Source organism: Acidobacteriota bacterium, from assembly GCA_016703965.1.
In the GTDB taxonomy this organism is placed as follows: Bacteria; Acidobacteriota; Blastocatellia; order Pyrinomonadales; family Pyrinomonadaceae; genus OLB17.
On sequence record JADJBB010000021.1, the window covers coordinates 1,491,017 to 1,507,078 of the forward strand.

15 protein-coding genes are annotated in these 16,062 nt (G+C 48.0%); 3 read left to right on the top strand and 12 right to left on the bottom strand.

Features of this window, described 5'->3' with window-relative positions; genetic code table 11:
- Positions 1–288: 288 nt before the first annotated feature.
- Complete coding sequence (locus tag IPG22_13840) at positions 289–462, bottom strand: hypothetical protein (protein MBK6589368.1); 174 nt, start codon at positions 460–462, stop codon at positions 289–291.
- Entirely contained in the window at positions 459–1,580 is a 1,122-nt protein-coding gene (locus IPG22_13845; GenBank protein MBK6589369.1) for a winged helix-turn-helix domain-containing protein, read from the bottom strand. Before IPG22_13845 ends, IPG22_13840 begins: the two co-directional genes overlap by 4 nt.
- 125 nt (positions 1,581–1,705) lie before the next feature.
- Between IPG22_13845 and IPG22_13850 the strand changes: the two genes are divergently transcribed.
- Positions 1,706–2,467: a hypothetical protein gene (locus tag IPG22_13850; protein ID MBK6589370.1), complete on the top strand. Its 762-nt coding sequence runs from the start codon at positions 1,706–1,708 to the stop codon at positions 2,465–2,467.
- Between the two features lie 19 nt (positions 2,468–2,486).
- Here IPG22_13850 and IPG22_13855 read toward each other — a convergent pair whose 3' ends face one another.
- From IPG22_13855 to IPG22_13895, 9 genes are all read right to left on the bottom strand, one after another.
- Positions 2,487–2,630, bottom strand: a complete 144-nt coding sequence (locus IPG22_13855; GenBank protein MBK6589371.1) for a hypothetical protein — start codon at positions 2,628–2,630, stop codon at positions 2,487–2,489.
- An 890-nt stretch (positions 2,631–3,520) separates the two neighbouring features.
- A complete protein-coding gene (locus IPG22_13860) occupies positions 3,521–4,393 on the bottom strand; it encodes a hypothetical protein (GenBank protein MBK6589372.1) in 873 nt (290 codons plus the stop codon).
- Between the two features lie 278 nt (positions 4,394–4,671).
- Positions 4,672–5,571 (bottom strand): hypothetical protein, encoded by a 900-nt coding sequence (locus IPG22_13865; GenBank protein ID MBK6589373.1) that lies wholly within the window; start codon positions 5,569–5,571, stop codon positions 4,672–4,674.
- A 213-nt stretch (positions 5,572–5,784) separates the two neighbouring features.
- Positions 5,785–7,260 carry an SAM-dependent DNA methyltransferase gene (locus IPG22_13870; protein ID MBK6589374.1) on the bottom strand — a complete coding sequence of 492 codons (1,476 nt, stop codon included), beginning with the start codon at positions 7,258–7,260 and terminating at the stop codon, positions 5,785–5,787.
- A gap of 25 nt (positions 7,261–7,285) precedes the next feature.
- Positions 7,286–8,149 carry a hypothetical protein gene (locus IPG22_13875; protein MBK6589375.1) on the bottom strand — a complete coding sequence of 288 codons (864 nt, stop codon included), beginning with the start codon at positions 8,147–8,149 and terminating at the stop codon, positions 7,286–7,288.
- A 5-nt stretch (positions 8,150–8,154) separates the two neighbouring features.
- Positions 8,155–9,735 carry an AAA family ATPase gene (locus IPG22_13880; GenBank protein MBK6589376.1) on the bottom strand — a complete coding sequence of 527 codons (1,581 nt, stop codon included), beginning with the start codon at positions 9,733–9,735 and terminating at the stop codon, positions 8,155–8,157.
- Positions 9,736–9,737: 2 nt separating this feature from the next.
- Complete coding sequence (locus IPG22_13885; GenBank protein MBK6589377.1) at positions 9,738–10,925, bottom strand: restriction endonuclease; 1,188 nt, start codon at positions 10,923–10,925, stop codon at positions 9,738–9,740.
- The gene (locus tag IPG22_13890; protein ID MBK6589378.1) at positions 10,880–11,404 is read right to left on the bottom strand and encodes a restriction endonuclease subunit S; all 525 of its coding nucleotides are present in this window, start codon (positions 11,402–11,404) and stop codon (positions 10,880–10,882) included. Before IPG22_13890 ends, IPG22_13885 begins: the two co-directional genes overlap by 46 nt.
- Positions 11,404–14,175 carry a DEAD/DEAH box helicase family protein gene (locus IPG22_13895; protein MBK6589379.1) on the bottom strand — a complete coding sequence of 924 codons (2,772 nt, stop codon included), beginning with the start codon at positions 14,173–14,175 and terminating at the stop codon, positions 11,404–11,406. Before IPG22_13895 ends, IPG22_13890 begins: the two co-directional genes overlap by 1 nt.
- A gap of 263 nt (positions 14,176–14,438) precedes the next feature.
- Between IPG22_13895 and IPG22_13900 the strand changes: the two genes are divergently transcribed.
- Positions 14,439–15,029 carry a recombinase family protein gene (locus tag IPG22_13900; GenBank protein ID MBK6589380.1) on the top strand — a complete coding sequence of 197 codons (591 nt, stop codon included), beginning with the start codon at positions 14,439–14,441 and terminating at the stop codon, positions 15,027–15,029.
- A 37-nt stretch (positions 15,030–15,066) separates the two neighbouring features.
- Here IPG22_13900 and IPG22_13905 read toward each other — a convergent pair whose 3' ends face one another.
- Positions 15,067–15,384, bottom strand: a complete 318-nt coding sequence (locus IPG22_13905; GenBank protein MBK6589381.1) for a carboxypeptidase regulatory-like domain-containing protein — start codon at positions 15,382–15,384, stop codon at positions 15,067–15,069.
- Here IPG22_13905 and IPG22_13910 point away from each other — a divergent pair.
- Complete coding sequence (locus IPG22_13910) at positions 15,353–15,610, top strand: hypothetical protein (protein ID MBK6589382.1); 258 nt, start codon at positions 15,353–15,355, stop codon at positions 15,608–15,610. The genes IPG22_13905 and IPG22_13910 overlap by 32 nt on opposite strands.
- Positions 15,611–16,062: the final 452 nt, after the last annotated feature.

Sequence of the window (16,062 nt, forward strand, 5' to 3'; positions counted from 1 at the left end):
ACACGTTCAAAACACAAAACGCCGGCCTCCAGTGGCCGGCGTTTTTCAATCGTCTTGCCACCGTTTCGATCAGCCGTTGCCATGCGACGAAGTGTTGCAGGCCTATGCCTTTCTCTGAGCCTCAGTCCTGCGACCCATCCCTTCAAATCCCCGACCCAAGCCCTCAGTCCCGCGGAAAGTTTAGTGTATTTTCGTGTTATTTAGTGGTTACTCTTCCTAGCCCGAGGTCGAAGTCATTTCGATCCCCGGCGAGCCCGCGAGCAGAGCCATGATCGATACTCCCGGTCTTCACTGGTGCTGCGGCAGCGATAGTTGGAAACAATGGGGGAACCAGGCGACGTTTACTGCGGAAGCACGGCCCTCCAAATGAGCCGCGACGGTGACCAAGGCGTAGCCGTGGCTGAGAATCGCAAAATCGAAAAGCTTACCGTGTTTTTCGCCTTTGGAGTTATGATTAGTCATTCGGATGGACAACGATTAGGGACGAACCATTCAACTCGTCCTACGGACTTATCAATCATGTTTGACGCCATGGCTCTATAGAAGTATTTTGTATCTTTCTCCAGATTTATAAGATCTTGGTAGTAGTAGTTGTTCTCGGCAAATGACTGCTTCATCGTTAGACTCCCTAGATCGGGCGTATCACCCCATTCAAACCATACCGAAGTCTTAACGTCATTGGTTTCTATGTGCGCGAACAATCTGGCGCTTCCGCATCCGACCTGTGTACGTGGAAGATTCGAACGCCAATAGTAAATTCCGCTCCCGACAGCAAGCAGAAGCATTCCAGCAAATACCTTGATCCAAACACTTCTGTTCCATACTGCCTTCGATTTCACGAATAGGTCCGTCAAAAAAACCTTAACGGGGCTGTAGGTAAACGTCCCTATTGGCGAGAATCCGCGTCGGCGTAGGTGCCATTCACGCCAAGAGTTTCCATAGGCGCCGAAAAACAACCCTACAGCAATGCTGGTTGCGATTCCGAAGAGACTAAGGTCATCATCTGATTCTACAGACGCAACTGAATATCCAATTAGGGAACTTCCAAGGAGCATGCAAGCTCCAATCAACCCCATTCGCTTGGCTAAGCCCCAAAGTCCACCAAAGAAAAATGCAGGCCAGCACCAGCCGATTTTGACTATTTCTTCGCTTCCACTTTCATTGGTCCATCTGCGGTAATTCGTTTGCTTCTGTTTGAGACTGTAAAAATTCAGGGAATCGATACCCCGATGTTCATTAACGGCTTCAGGTCCAACTGGTTCGACTTGATAAATAAACGTATAACCTTTCTTTTTTTCGTGGTCAATAAAGGAATACGGCCGAACAAGGTCACCAAGTTCTTTTCTAATTTTACGGACAGCAACCGCAACATTGCCTTCCTCGACAAAAGTATCTGATCCCCAGGCTTCATCAAGAATTTGCTGTTCACTTAGACAAATTCCAGCCTTCTCGACCAATAGACACAAAACGTTAAACGCCTTCCGTTCAAGCCGAATCGAGGCACCATTCAACAATAACGAGCGTTTCGCGGGGTCTAGAACAAACTCACCAAATTTGTACTTTTGGGACTGAGAATCCACGTATTTTCGATCGAAAGAAACCTTAAGAATTCTTCAGATTGCTTAAATACAAAATCGCACCAATATTCATAAAGTTCGAATTGCGACTGCATTGACCGTCGCAATTCTAAGATTAGGAGTTTAAAATGTTAAGTCAAGAAGAATTACGAAATTTCACATTGATCCCTAGAACCCTTCATGCCCAACGACAAAAGGCTGAAGGCTATATTCAACAATTTTCGGATAGAGCCCCGTTTATTGCCGACGATAATAATCCCTATCTTCGTTGGCTTGGTGAGAAAGAAAAGATCGATCGCGAGTTTTTCTTTGAATTCGTTAACTGGTGGTTCTGGCTTTCAAGATTTCAACCACAAACACTTTGGCGCCTGATGTCTATTTTCCCGGATCAGGAAGATCAGGCAGAGATATTTCCAAATGCGATTGAAGAATCCGGTCTCAGGAAAAAGTTGCATCAGCCTCACTGGTGGCACTTGGAACGGCTGGTCGAAAGCCTTGGCGGTTCCCTGAAACCCGATCGCGAGTCAGAGGCGATGTTGCAGGAATTTATGCGGCTTCTAGATTCGGCAAGCGAAGCTCAGGCGATCGGATATTTGGGAGCCATCGAGTATCCAGGATTAGTTATATCCAAGTTCTTCACGACTTTGATGACTAAACTAGGAAGGAGCGACTTAGTCAAGGACGATTTCTATTGCCGTGTGCACTCCAGAGTTGAATTCAGCCACGTGGTAAAGTCCGTCGGCTCCATGCTTGTATGGATAAATGACAAAGAAAGGCAAAGAAATAAGGGCTATGAGCCAATGGACGTAGTTTATGCATTCGAAAATGGAATGCGATGGTGGGAGGCTTTCTGGAGCCAAGGCTTCCGGAAGCTTGGTTATCGCCGGTAAAAAAACGAAGCCTCTCAATTTACACCAAGTTGTTAAAGAGGCGGCAAACAGGGATGTTTGCCGCTTCAGTCTTACATACCCATGCCCCGCCGCCCATGCCGACCATTGGGTCGCCCTTGTCGTCGGGCACGTCGGCGATCATGGCTTCGGTCGTGAACAACATTCTGGCGTTTCTACCGCTCGTTGCTTTACATAGGTTTCAATTCTCGTGTTTCGTGATCGAATAAAGTTCATGACCCCTTTTTTGTAGATCGAATATTCCTCAATCCTGGAGAATCTGGGTGCCGTTTTGAAGTCGTCGAATGGAAGGTAAAAAATCACTTGTTGATTCTCGCCAACTAGGTCGTCGAGTAAAAAGTATTTGAAATAACCCTCAAAACTTTCAAACAAATGGAAAAAGGATTTGTATCGCAATAATGTGCCGTAAAGCGGACTTTCCTGTCCCAAATAGAAGCGGCGTATGCACTCTAGCGTCAAGTCAAATCTATCGTCAATTAGTCCGTTTACTCCCCGAGCTTGATTTATGGTGTGCTGTCTATCAATTCGGTTGTTCGGGAACAATGTGAAAGCACCGATGGTTGAACCTGCGTCAAAGAGTTCGTTTACCTCGTGTTGAATGTGTTCTGTAAACCACTTTTTTCGTTTATGATTCTTATATGAGTGCGTTATCGCATCACTTCCAAAGAAATATTCTCCGAGCCCTGAACTGTGATACAGGTAGACTCCTTTCTTTTGGTCAGTCAATTCAAATGTGGCTCCACTAGGCAAAGGTTTGCTCCACAGGAATTTATGGTATGAGCGTAGAGTCGGACTCGTACTGTCCGGATCGCCGCCGCGCGCGTCGGTGTGAACATTAAAGGTCGTGTCAACTAACATTTGTTTTGTACTTCGGCGGTGGTTCATCCGGCTTACTTTCTTTAACTCTGAACCTCGGAGCCCAAATTGAATCGCCGCTACGAGAACATCAGCGTTTATGTCTGTCTTTGTCCGCTTCCTTGCTCTGTATGACACCTATGACACTATCGATCGTCATGGATTCTGCTGTAATTCTCATTATTTTGTCTTTAGTCTCTGTTCGTAAGTTTTTGCTCGCTTGTCTACGCGATTTAGTACTGTTCCCCGATCATAATTACTAGCCGTAATGTCCAAAAGGTATTCACCTTTAAACCGATACATAAGATCGCCGAGTGGGCTTCTCACCCTTGCGAAAACAAGCCTCCGTCCATTCCGGTCGAAATCCCTGACGTTCAAATCTACTTGTGAATTGCGGCGTTCAGGAATTTTTGAGATTTCGGTAATAACCATTTCGTCCGGTGAGAGAGTGTTCAGCCATTGAGCGTTCTCATATAGCTTCGGAAACCAAAGAAACTTTGCCGGTTCTGTTGGATGCGGAATAAACGCTTGCTGAAGTCCGGCATAGGCTTTACCGAAGCAACTCGCAGCGTCGGCCATAGTTTTAAACGCGACATCTTCGTCGACGTCAATGTATCCTTTTGAAATGTGGGTGGCGGGACTCATTTCAACCTCTGGGTTCCATGCTTCAAAATCGGAAAAGTCCGCAGCGGCTCGGATTTGATCGACCGCGTCATCAATCAGCCGGTTGAACGCGGGTAGATCGTTTAAAACCGGAACGCGGATGAATTCGTGTCCCGTTGCGTTGATAATGTCGGCTTCGCGTAGCTGGTCCGCTGCAACGTGCTTGAGGTGACGCGGCTCGTCAATCTCAATGTGAATCCCTAGCTGTGGAAAATACATATCGGTCATTGCTCGGCGGGGTTCGCGGCTAGGTCGACTGACAAACTGTTGCGTTATCATCTTGAGATCCGGGCGGTCCAGTCGGTGCCAAATGCGCTGGACGACATAGTGTTCGTAACGTTTGGTTTGCGCCTTTGCGAGTTGGCGAGCGATAAATTCTAGCTTTTCCATATAAGACGATCCTCCTTTTGAGCACTTCCGTGTTTATATCTTGCAGAGTTTTGAACCTACCAACTTCCTGTTACGGTTGCTTTTCCTAATTCCTTTTAATGAGATTTTCAGGATTATTATTCGGGTATCGGTTGAGAAAGCCGTCTGATATACTGCCGCGTCTAGTATCACCCTAATCAAAGTGATTTTTGGAATAGTCTTCGAGGAATTTCCCGAACCTTTGAGTAGAGCAAGGCAATAAAACCGATCAAACAGGAATAAAGAAAGCGGGGTTAAGGCTATCGAACCTTTTTGACGATTCGCGAAAAACAATCGGCGAATCGTTCGCCTAACCAAGTAACGTTTCTTTTCTTTGTGTTTTCGGCCCAGGTCATAATATCTTCTTCTAGACCCACATACACCAGCTCGCCGGTAGACCGGGCTAAAGTATCCCAGATGTGGCGGTCGTTCACTTCCACCGCCAATCCAATTACGAAATTCACCCTAGCTGCTTGGGCATAATTCTTCCATGCTTGCTGCATGACTTTGATTTGATCCGGGCAGATTTTAATCTCCTTGCCGAGAGTATACATCGCGATCGCTGGGGAGATTGAGTCGTTCCTGACGCAATAATCTCTTATCTGAAGCGGGGTGAGGACACGCAGACCTGTTGTTTGCACATGTGTTCCTGGACCTATGAAAGTACATGACGAAAATAGTCCGTCAGGTAAATCTGGAACCAAGTTGCATGATCCATGAATTTTCAAAACTTGAATTGTTTTCGACATCATCGGTCGCTTGTAGATAAAATTGCGTCCGTTAACATTAAGCGCGTGCTCTATCAGCAGATCATAATTTGTCGTAGCAATGTGGAATTTTCGCTGTTCATCAATCAAGTAACGAAAAAGCTTGATATAAAGATTGTTGGCCTTTGGCTCGAACCAAGAGAAATACGTACTCATTTCCCGCTGCAGAGCAGTCGCAAGTCGTGAATCATTTAGATACAACTCCGACATTGCGGTTTCAAAACGCGATCTAAATGCCTCCCGTCGAGCGTCCGATAGCGAAGCTGCAACGCCTCCTAATTTCTCCAACTCTGCAAATAGATCCTTTCCTAACGGCGGAACCGATGGATGGCAATCTACACTACCGTAGCTAGCACCGGCCCCAAAAAGGAAATTATTTGTTTTTTGGGCCATATAGCAAACTTATAAATTGTGATTTACGGCACTAGAGCCCCTGTCCTTTGAACAGCCAGGCACTCTAAATTGAACAATGCAGTGTCGTCAACCTCGACCGAAAGCTCGTGAATTGATTCGCAATCGCCTAGCCGTGGATTGCTGCGCATGAATCACCGGGCTATCCAATATTCGGAAGGGCCGGTCCTGGCTGACCTTTAAGCAACCCCTAGATCACCGGGCGAGTTCGATCTGGATCGCCTTAAAATTAGAAAGGGCGGCTTCAATATTCTCAACTATCTCGCCGGCAAGAATATCTGGATCTGGAAGATTGTCGAGATCGGCGAGTGACTGATCTTTGATCCAACTTATGTCCAAGCTCGTTTTATCGCGGGCGGTGATCTCGTCGTAGGTGAAGCTCCGCCAGCGGCCGTCGGGGTTGGTGTCAGTGTAAGTCTCTTGCCGTTTGTGGCGATTAGTTGGGTTGTAACACTCGACAAAGTCCTTCAGGCTACTGGCCGTTAGCGGATTTTTCTTGAGTGTGTGGTGAATATTCGTCCGATAGTCGTAGAACCAGACCTCCTTTGTCCACGGCTTTGCGGCGGCGGGTTTGGCGTCGAAAAAGATCACATTTGCCTTTACGCCTTGAGCGTAGAAGATGCCGGTTGGGAGCCGCAAGATGGTGTGAAGATCAGTAGTTTCGAGCAACCGCTTTCTGACGGTCTCGCCTGCTCCGCCCTCAAATAGTACGTTGTCGGGCACGACGACTGCCGCCTGTCCCGTCGTCTTGAGCATCGTCTTGATGTGCTGTACAAAATTTAACTGCTTGTTGCTCGTAGTCGCCCAGAAATCTTGCCGGTTGTAAGTCAGGTCTTCTTTTTCCTGTTCTCCCTGGTCGTTGGTGAAGGTCTGGCTACTTTTTTTTCCAAACGGAGGGTTGGCCAAGACGTAATCGAAACCCTGCCCGTCGGCGGCGATAAGGGCATCGGCCGGCGAGATGAAGTTATCGCTATCGATATCGCCGATGTTGTGCAGGAAGAGGTTCATCAGCGCCAGGCGCCGCGTCGAGGCGACGATCTCGTGGCCGAAGAACGTTTTGAACCGCAAGAACTCTTTCTGCTCCTTGTCCAGATCATAATTCGCTGCGATAAAGTCATACGCCTTCAGAAAAAAGCCGCCGGTGCCGCATGCGGGGTCGGCGATCGTCTTCATCGGTTCAGGGCGAATGCACTCAACCATTGCCTCGATAAGTCGCCTTGGCGTGAAGTATTGTCCAGCACCGCTCTCGGTGTCCTCGGCGTTCTTTTCGAGCAGGCCCTCGTAGATTTCCCCTTTCACATCGGCGCCGATCACCGTCCAAGTCTCCTTGCCGATCATGTCGATTAACTTGAAGAGCTTTGCGGGGTCTTGGATCTTGTTCTGGCTCTTAATGAAGATCTGTCCGAGGATGCCTTTTTCGTTGCCGAGATTTCGAAGGACGTTTACATAGTGAATCTCAAGTGGCGCGCCGCGAAGCCCGGTCAGACTTTCCCAACTGTACTCAGCCGGAATACCCAACGGTCGATTATGAGGTGGCTTGCTGTATTCATCCGCCATTTTTAAGAACAGCAAATATGTGAGTTGTTCCAAGTAATCGCCGTAAGAGACGCCATCATCCTTTAGGACATTGCAAAAACTCCAAACCTTTTGAATCAGGCCTTGTGATTCCATCAATTTCACTCCTTTGTAACCTTCTTTACACGAGGGCGCGGTGAAGATTCCGCAACCACGCCGAATACGTCTCAAGGTTGGCTTCAATGCATGCCCAAGCGACGCGTGAAAAGGGTGCTTCCTTGCCGGTTATTTCAATCAAGCGCTTTCCTGCTTTTCTCAGCACCTCACGCTTCGTGTGCTCATTTGGAGCATCGGTCACTGCTTCATGAAAGTCCTTGAGTTCATCTTCACAGACTTTCCAAACTTGAGCCCGATACAAGTCGAGTTGTTCGAGATCCAGATGATAAAAGAAAATAGATTTTTCAGCCCGGAATCTATCCGAAGCAGGAATGCCAGAAGGTATTATTACTTGTCCGTTCTTATCGAAGGAGATCAGCGATGTATCGTACAACACCGTAGGATCTAACAAAATTGGAAGCTCAATGTTCAGGTTCCTTCCGTATTCGGCCACTTGGCTACCATTTTCGAAATCTAACGGAAAGTAATCTCCTTTGCCCTTAACTTCCTCATTCTCACCTAGCCGGTCCCGACGCCTCTTATTTACAAGTCCACCGCTTAAGCGGTAATTAGTCCAGTCGAAAGCTAACCACCAGTAGCCATCTGCCCTAAGCACACTTCCATCAAATTGCTTCGACCGGTTCTTGGGGCGAAAGTGATCAATCTCATAATCTCCGGCGCCGGGCGGGGCTTCTGAATACCAACATTTTGAGCGAGATAAGTGAAACATTAGTTCTTGCAATCTGTTCCAAATTGTTCGATCGCGAATGAATTGTTTGCGTTCGTCGGTAGTCATCGCCTCCATTTTACGCACGTAGATTTTCCCAAGCCGTTCAAACGCTCGGATCAGCTTCTCGTTCACCAATTCTTCTTTCTGAATATATCGCATACTTTTCAAGCCGGGTTAAGAATCTCGTTCGCGACCTCTTGCGATATTCTTTCGAGTTCTGCCTCTTCCTCTTTCGTTAAAATCGATTTCTGAAAAACTGGATGCCTGCTTGTTAGCTCTAAGAACTTGTTGTATCGAGAGTCAATCGTGGTGTCATAGAAACCTATGTCATCAAGTTCATTTCGAAGGGTTTCAAACTCGACGATCTCATTGGGCGACAGTTGTTCTCTTTCGATTTGGGACTGGAGGAAGCGTTTTCGATTTAACTTGTCCTCGACCTCTTTACTCATTACTGACGGCAACCCAAAGAGTTTGCTAGTTAGTATGCCCGCGACGCTTCGTTCGCGCGGGTCCATATCGGGTTCTTCGGTGTAAATATTCCCAGATTGATCAGTTCTGAAAATCCTCACTTCCCCTTTCTTGAGACTTCCAATGACCAGTGGGTCGTGGGTGTTTATAATGATTTGCGTCGATTCTGGTCGCTTAACCACATTTTCCAAAAATTCGAGGTATTGCCATTTCCAAATCGGATTAAGATGTGTGTCCGGTTCGTCCAGCAGAATCAATGACTCTTCGTCCTTTGTAAATTTCAATAATCCAAGGACGGTCAGAAGTTGCTGTTCACCCTCACTGAGATCCCTGAACGTTATACTGCAATCGACGTTCTTTTTCTTGACCTTGATTCTAACTTCGGCTATCAGTTTCGAAATATACGTACTTTCAAGAGCCTTAAAAAATTCCGTATTCTGTTGATAGTTATGTGCCAAGGATTTGAGCTGTTTTTTGTCCTTTATGAAAACATAAAGGCGGTCCTCGGTAACATGCGAGCGAAAATCAGTTCTAATAGACTCAGAATTAGAAATTGGCGCGGTTGAATATTTCCACAATAAATCAAGGAAATCTCTCACCAAACCTTCTGCTGTCCAGAAAATATCCGACGGATTTTTCCTAGCCCGAGATTCGGCCCAATCGGGTTTTTTTAGGACAAAAAGAACAGACTCCAAATCTTCGATTTCGAGGACCCCTTTAAGAAAGGCAACAGAGTCCTTTTCCTCGGTCTCGAATGAGAAATAGGCAAGCAGGACAAAGTAGGAATGGACGAGTTGAACGTAGAACAATTTGCGAAGATCGTCTATACGCTTCGCGTCAAAGTCGGGCTTTATTATTTCCTCATAAAACCTATTCTGATGGTCCCAGAAAAGTTCTTTCAGTTTATTTGAGATACCAGAATAATACGCAAAGACGTTTTTCGGCTGGTACTTCAATTTCCCCTCATCGGAAAAGAATGATTTCAGGCTTAAGGCTTGACCATTAACTTCGATGCTGTACGAACTGTTTTCGCAAATCGCTCTAATGTGGTTTCTTTTGACTTTGTAGTCGATAGCAAAATCGAACTCGGGATACTTTCTTGTGGTCCCGTTACTTAGATCGAGATACTTGAAGATAAGTATTATGGCTTCGATGAAATTCGATTTACCAGACGCATTCTGTCCTAACAAAACGGTCTTCATCTCGGTCTCATCGAGGTCGATCTTGAACTCTCGGAGGTTCTTGAAATTTTTTATGTAAACCTTGTCGATTCTCATTTTTAAGCGGCAAGAGTAAGAAACGACTCCCGTCCATCTCGTTCTGTCTCTTTAATCTTCTTCTGGTCGAAAAGCTGTTTGAGTTCAACGTAGAATGCGTCGATGTCGTCTTTATGGGTGGAAGCCTGCCAAACCCTGCGGGTCGGTATTGGTCCTCGGCTTTCCTGTAGGATTTCTAAGATCGTCTTGAGTTTTTCAGTCATTCCTGCCCTCTTAGTTTTTTTCTTGTTTTTTTTTTGCTCTTCCTCAACTGCTTCTCTTTCGAATCGAGTCCTCTGGAGTAACACCGAGGCGGGTTCGTCGTTCTCGTCTTGATCTACTAATTTCCCGCCAAATGCCTGTTTCAGAATACTTTGCCGGAGGGCTTCGGATTGTTTGAGGCTCGCGGCGATCGTTTCTTCGAGTTTGTCGCAGACGCTCAGACGGCTTTCGATTTCTTCGACCACCAGATCCTGTTCCTCTTTGGTCGTAAATGGAAGAAAAATTGAACGAAATCTATCAAGGCTAATCTTTTTCTGAGCTACTCCTTTCGTAATAACACCAAGCTGCTTCCGAATCATTTGAGACTCAATACAATACCGGTAGAATTTCCTGTTAGCATACTTATCCCAGATCCTGAATTTCAAACAGTCCGATGTAATGACTGCCGGTGGGGCGGTTTCGGGATAAATTTCGCAGTCCCCCGGAGGGTCACCCATCTTAGTGATCACTAGATCAAGAGGTTTAACAGAATGGGCAATGAGTTCTTCAAATTTCGCGTTATCAATAAATTTAACATCACGATTAAAGTCATTTCTGGTCACGTTTTTTACGAATACTAGCGGAACGCCCCTTTCTCGGTAGTCGCTTACTTTTAAGTTGCTACCGAAGGGACCTATACCCAAAGCGTATTTTTCCGGGGCGCTAATATCATCGGGCCTTACCCAAACCCATCCTTCTGCCAACTCGCCTAATGTCTCGCTCGCAACCGAGACGGGTGAAGATTGTCGAGACCGAATGCCGGCTTTTTCCAATTCGCATTCTCGATCTTTCTTCATTTTTGCCACATTTGAACTCACATCAGCGGACTGCCACTTTGGTCGATCTTGGGGTACGAATAGTTTGCCTTCAAATGCTTGTTTGAGGACAGCTTGGCGGTAGGTCTTTAGTTGGGTCTGGGCTTTTTTGAGGCTTTCGACTCCGGCGTCCAATTCTGAAAAGAGTTCCTCGATCTTGGCAACGATCCGCTCCTGCTCCCCCGAAGGTGGGAGCGGAAGTTGATTTCTTTGACCGTTCCAGCAGAAATAGCCTTAAACGTTGTGCCCGTTCCTTTGCGATCAAGTTCTTCTTTAATACCTAAAAGATAGTAGAAAAGAAACTTATGGTTAGAATACCGAAGTGCTGCAAGTCCTCGACCTATACAACTTTTCTCGTCCGCAACATTCACAGCCCCTACGGGGGCACGGACTGAAAGAAGTATGTCCTGCGGCTCTGCGATACGTTCAGGACTTGTACACCATTTTCTGGCAACGGGATGCAAATCAGTAAAATCGGCTTTCCCCTGAAAGAATGGCAAACCGTTTCCGTCAGAGTTATACGTACTTGACGGAGGGGACGTGCCCATGATTATTGTGCACACTTCTTCGAGCGGCCTTAGTTCCCAAGTTTTCGGTAACGTGTCTTGATTCATTACGCTGCCAAAGCCTCGTTTAATTCCACAATGATTGGTTCCATCTGTTCACCAAAAAGCTGATACATCTTCCCGAGGCCGCCTACGGGAGCGAATGGCTCAAACTCAAAATCACCTCGCGAGATATGGAATGAGTTTGAGACGTGATCCTTGATCATGCGGAGCCACGCCATCTGTTCCTCGTTAAACTTTACCGGGCCTGCCTGCTTACCAAATACCCAGTTCTGAAAATTGCGGTCGATCGTCTTTGAGTAATCGGTTAGGCGTGCGTCGATGCCGGAGACCCGCCGCACGAGAGCGACAAGCGAAGTAAGTTCGGTCTTTGCCGCTCCATCGGTTTCGCCAAGCTGCTGGTAAGCCTGCCATACGTTGAGAGGTGCGATCGTCGGCCGCTCGGTTTTCAGTATCTCGCACAGGTCACGAATCATCGCGTAGGTCAGCTCGCGGCGGCGGTACGGCTGTGAGTAGAAAATCTGCAACGCCGTGATCTCGTCGCGATTCTCTTCGATCCACGCCGCGAAATCCGCGATAAGCGAGTTTGCTCGCTCTGCCTCGTCCTCGTTCCAGCCCGCATTTAACACCTTGTCCGGGTTGATCGTGTCGATGATCTGGTAGAGCGATTTGCGAACGTTCTCAACGTATTCACTCAGATCACCCGTAAAGACCTCAGCCGCCTGCTCGATCATCTCATTTCGCCGCTCATCGACCGCCTTTTCGATCGCCTCGGGTGCCAAGTCAGGTGTTTCGCTTGTGACTTGTGCTCGAATAACATCGTCGGTATCAGGGTCGTGTGCGCGAACAAGTGCCGCCGCGACCTCAGAAACCGTCTTGCCGCCGGTCTTTTCCTTAAAGATCTCACGCTGCTTGTCGCTGATCTGCTTATCGAGTCGTATCAATCGACCAGCGAGCGTCGAGAAAGTGTCTTCGTCACGTACACCGACCGCGACTGCCTGCATGAGGTCTTTGAGAGCGACGCTTGGCTTGCGCTCAAGTGGGCGGCTGTCGGCCTTTATGCTCTTAGTCACGCCGACAGCATCAACAATGACAAAATGGTCCTTGGCAAACTTGGCGGTCGGCGTCACCTTCTTGAGGTCGTCGAGAGCTATAGTGCGAGTACCACGGCCCTTCATCTGCTCGAAGTAATTGCGGCTGCGAACGTCACGCATGAAGAGCAACACTTCGAGCGGCTTTACGTCCGTGCCCGTCGCGATCATATCAACCGTGACGGCGATACGCGGGTAATATTCGTTTCGAAAGCTCGCCAGAATCGATTTCGGGTCTTCCTCAGTCTTGTACGTAACTTTCTTGCAGAACCGGTTGCCCTCGTCAAATTCCTCGCGGACGATGTTGATGATGTCGTCGGCATGGCTATCCGTCTTTGCAAAGATCAGCGTCTTGGGCACCTCGAAATTGCCGTCAGCATCGATGCGATCTGGGAACATCCCCGGCAGGTGTTCTCGAAACGTGCGGATCACGGTGCGGATCTGATTCGGATTGACAACATCCTTGTCGAGCTGCTTGGCAGTGTATGCAACGTCTTCCTCAAGCTGCTCCCAGCGTTTCTTACGCGATAGCTTTTCGCGATGATCGACGTACTCGCCCTTCCAGATCGCCGCTCCTTTTTGAGTGATTTCGGTTTCGATCAGATAATTGTTGAAGCCTACATTCACCCCGTCAATAACCGCCTGTTCGTGGGTGTATTCGCTGACCACGTTCTGATTGAAATAGCCGAAAGTGCGGTTATCCGGCGTCGCCGTTAGGCCGATTTGGAACGCATCGAAATACTCGAGCACCTGCTTCCAGAGATTGTAAATGGATCGGTGGCATTCGTCGATCACTACAAAATCAAAGAACTCGAGCGGAAGCTTTTCGCTGTACTCGACGGGCTGCGGTTCCCTTGGCTGCCAGTTTTCGTGCGGATTTACCTGTTCGGCCGCGTCCTCTAGTTCCCTGCCTTTCAATACAGAATAAAGGCGCTGGATCGTGCTGATATATACCTGATTGTCTGTCGGCACATGGCTTGAGATGAGCCGCTGGACTCCGTACAGCTCTGTAAATAGGCGGTTGTCGTCATTCGGCAGAAAGGCCCGAAACTCCTGCTCGGCCTGTTCACCAAGATTGCGGGTATCGACGAGGAATAGGATACGCTTCGCCCCAGCGTATTTCAGCAGCCGATAGATAAACGTGATAGCAGTAAATGTTTTCCCGGAACCAGTCGCCATCTGAATCAGGGCCTTGGGCTTGTTCGCTTTGAACGAACGCTCAAGTTTGGTTATAGCCGCAATTTGACACTCACGCAGGCCGGTCTCGGGCAGCTCAGGAAGGCTTTGAAGACTATTCCGCAACGTTCGGCCCTTTTGCCACTCGCGAAACGTCTCGGGTCGATGAAACGAAAAAACTACTCTGGATCGAGGCTTATCATCGCGATAATCCGTGAATCTGGTCAATTCGCCAGTACTTTCGTAGACGAACGGCAGCGGATCGTTATTCAGATACTTCAGTTTGGCCTGCGCATAGTCGGCCGACTGCTCTTCGACCACTGTGAGCTGATACCCCATGTCCTCGGGCTTTGCCTCGATTACGCCAACAGGCTTCTTGTCGACGAACAGGACGTAATCTGCCGGCCCAACGTCAGTCTGATACTCGCGTACCGCAACGCCGTCATTAGCAGCAAGGTTGATCTCGTTTTTCCTCTGCACAACCCAGCCGCACGCAACTAATTGCGCATCGATATTATCGCGGGCGAGTTGTTCTGGATTTTGGTTTGGCATGAGAACTTCCGACATTTTAGCGCAATCGAGCATGTCCTACCTAGATTTTTAAGAACAAAGCTCGATATGGGAACTGTGGAGACAATCACATCCCGCTAAAGAGTGAGACAACCCAAAGAATCCCATCTACTGAGTGTCAAAAAACCCCGACATTTCTGCCCCAAAATACTTCAGTGTTTACCGAGATTTCAAGAGATGGATGACGGCTGTCAAAAAACTGTAGTTATTTGACACTATGAGGAAAGTCGTTTATTCTCATTTTTATGAGAGTTGGAATATACGCGAGAGTGTCGACGATCGATCAGCAAACTCTTCCGATGCAAATCGAACAAATGAAGGAGTACATAGCGAATCGTGGATGGACATTAGCCGCCGAATTTCAAGAAGTCGGCTCCGGCGCAAAGACAAGGCCGAAAAGGGAAGAGCTGTTAAAGTTGGCCAGACGAAGACAGATCGACGCGGTCCTGGTATGGAAGCTCGATAGATTTGGTCGGAGTTTGGCCGATTTAATCACTTCGCTTAACGAGCTGAGAGATCTTGGCGTCGCGTTCATATCGCTGACTGAGTCTCTGGATTTTTCAACTCCGCTTGGTCGGGCAATGGCAGGCATGTTGTCGACGTTTGCAGAATTCGAGCGAGATATCATTCGCGAAAGGGTTATTGCGGGCATAGCTAATGCTCGGGCAAAAGGGAGGCCGCATGGACGCCCAAAGACCGCTGCCTTAAAACTCAAAGAAATCCAAAAACTTCGCGATCAGGGTATGAACAACTCTGAAATTTCCAAGCGACTTAAGATCTCGCGTGGGTCAGTGATCGGTATTTTGAAAAAACAAGAACACGCGACGACGGCCTAGTTCCTTCGTTAAATAGTCATTGGTCGGCAAGTTGATTTTATTCCAAACCTACAAAGTCAACGTCTGTTAATGAAAAGACGATTTCGGGATTTCTTGGCGCAAATCGATAGCGTTTGGATGAGACGCTCAAGATATATCCGCTCCCGGGCGCGACTCCAGTGAAAGTGTAGACACCGAACGAGCTTGTTGTCGCGGTGCAACGATTTCCGTTTGCGTCAGTGAGAATGACGACAGCGTTCCGCAATCCTAAGCCGGTTGGCGTCACAACCCTTCCGGAAATATCTGCGGGCGGTAACGCGATCGCACCGGCTTGATTTATCTTGATGTACTGGACAGACGGCCTGGTCTCCTTCACGGGCAGCACACTGCTGGACGGAGCCTCGATCTCCGGTCACCCTGATCGACACGGCGGGAGGCAGACGCACCACGGTCACCAGCTCTTTCGGAAACTACACGTTCGAGGACTGGAAACGGGCAAAGACTACATGCTCGTAGTCACCAGCCGCCGCTACAGATTCGCAACACAAAAGGTGAGCCTAACGGAAAACCTCAGCGACGTAAATCTGGTCGGCTTGGAATAACCATTGACGATCGAAAGATCAAAAACTAAAGGCGGGCTCGCGGGCCCGCCTTTTCGTCATCTATCGAGGCTGCTTGGGACTGATTTGCCCCGTGAAGATCTGCCTTTTTTGAAGTGTTTTAAAGGCTTAAGGCTAATATCTGTACCGAGGACACATACGCGTCTAAGTTAGAATCATTTCCCCGGGCTTTCCTAGACCTATCAAAGTTTGTGATAATCGCGCAGCATCTTCGAGCGTTTTCCACGCCCTCGCACGAGCTCCAGAGCCGACAGAGTTCCTCTCGCATAGACCCAGGCAAGGGCTTCGCCGTCCTTTCGACCTAATTAGTGTATGACCTAAAACTGTCCGTTATTACGCGGATAGTTTTGTTGATGAAGGTTCCAAGTCTCGAAACTAAAAACGAAGGGGTATGCCGAGGGTCGGAGCCAAGTGACGCCATAACCCTATTAAAT

Coding starts and splice junctions, on each gene's coding strand:
- IPG22_13870 (MBK6589374.1), bottom strand. CDS start 7,260: ATGGAATCACAAGGCCTGATTCAAAAGGTTTGGAGTTTTTGCAATGTC.
- IPG22_13875 (MBK6589375.1), bottom strand. CDS start 8,149: ATGCGATATATTCAGAAAGAAGAATTGGTGAACGAGAAGCTGATCCGA.
- IPG22_13865 (MBK6589373.1), bottom strand. CDS start 5,571: ATGGCCCAAAAAACAAATAATTTCCTTTTTGGGGCCGGTGCTAGCTAC.
- IPG22_13855 (MBK6589371.1), bottom strand. CDS start 2,630: ATGTTGTTCACGACCGAAGCCATGATCGCCGACGTGCCCGACGACAAG.
- IPG22_13850 (MBK6589370.1), top strand. CDS start 1,706: ATGTTAAGTCAAGAAGAATTACGAAATTTCACATTGATCCCTAGAACC.
- IPG22_13860 (MBK6589372.1), bottom strand. CDS start 4,393: ATGGAAAAGCTAGAATTTATCGCTCGCCAACTCGCAAAGGCGCAAACC.
- IPG22_13840 (MBK6589368.1), bottom strand. CDS start 462: ATGACTAATCATAACTCCAAAGGCGAAAAACACGGTAAGCTTTTCGAT.
- IPG22_13900 (MBK6589380.1), top strand. CDS start 14,439: ATGAGAGTTGGAATATACGCGAGAGTGTCGACGATCGATCAGCAAACT.
- IPG22_13880 (MBK6589376.1), bottom strand. CDS start 9,735: ATGAGAATCGACAAGGTTTACATAAAAAATTTCAAGAACCTCCGAGAG.
- IPG22_13890 (MBK6589378.1), bottom strand. CDS start 11,404: ATGAATCAAGACACGTTACCGAAAACTTGGGAACTAAGGCCGCTCGAA.
- IPG22_13910 (MBK6589382.1), top strand. CDS start 15,353: ATGTACTGGACAGACGGCCTGGTCTCCTTCACGGGCAGCACACTGCTG.
- IPG22_13895 (MBK6589379.1), bottom strand. CDS start 14,175: ATGCCAAACCAAAATCCAGAACAACTCGCCCGCGATAATATCGATGCG.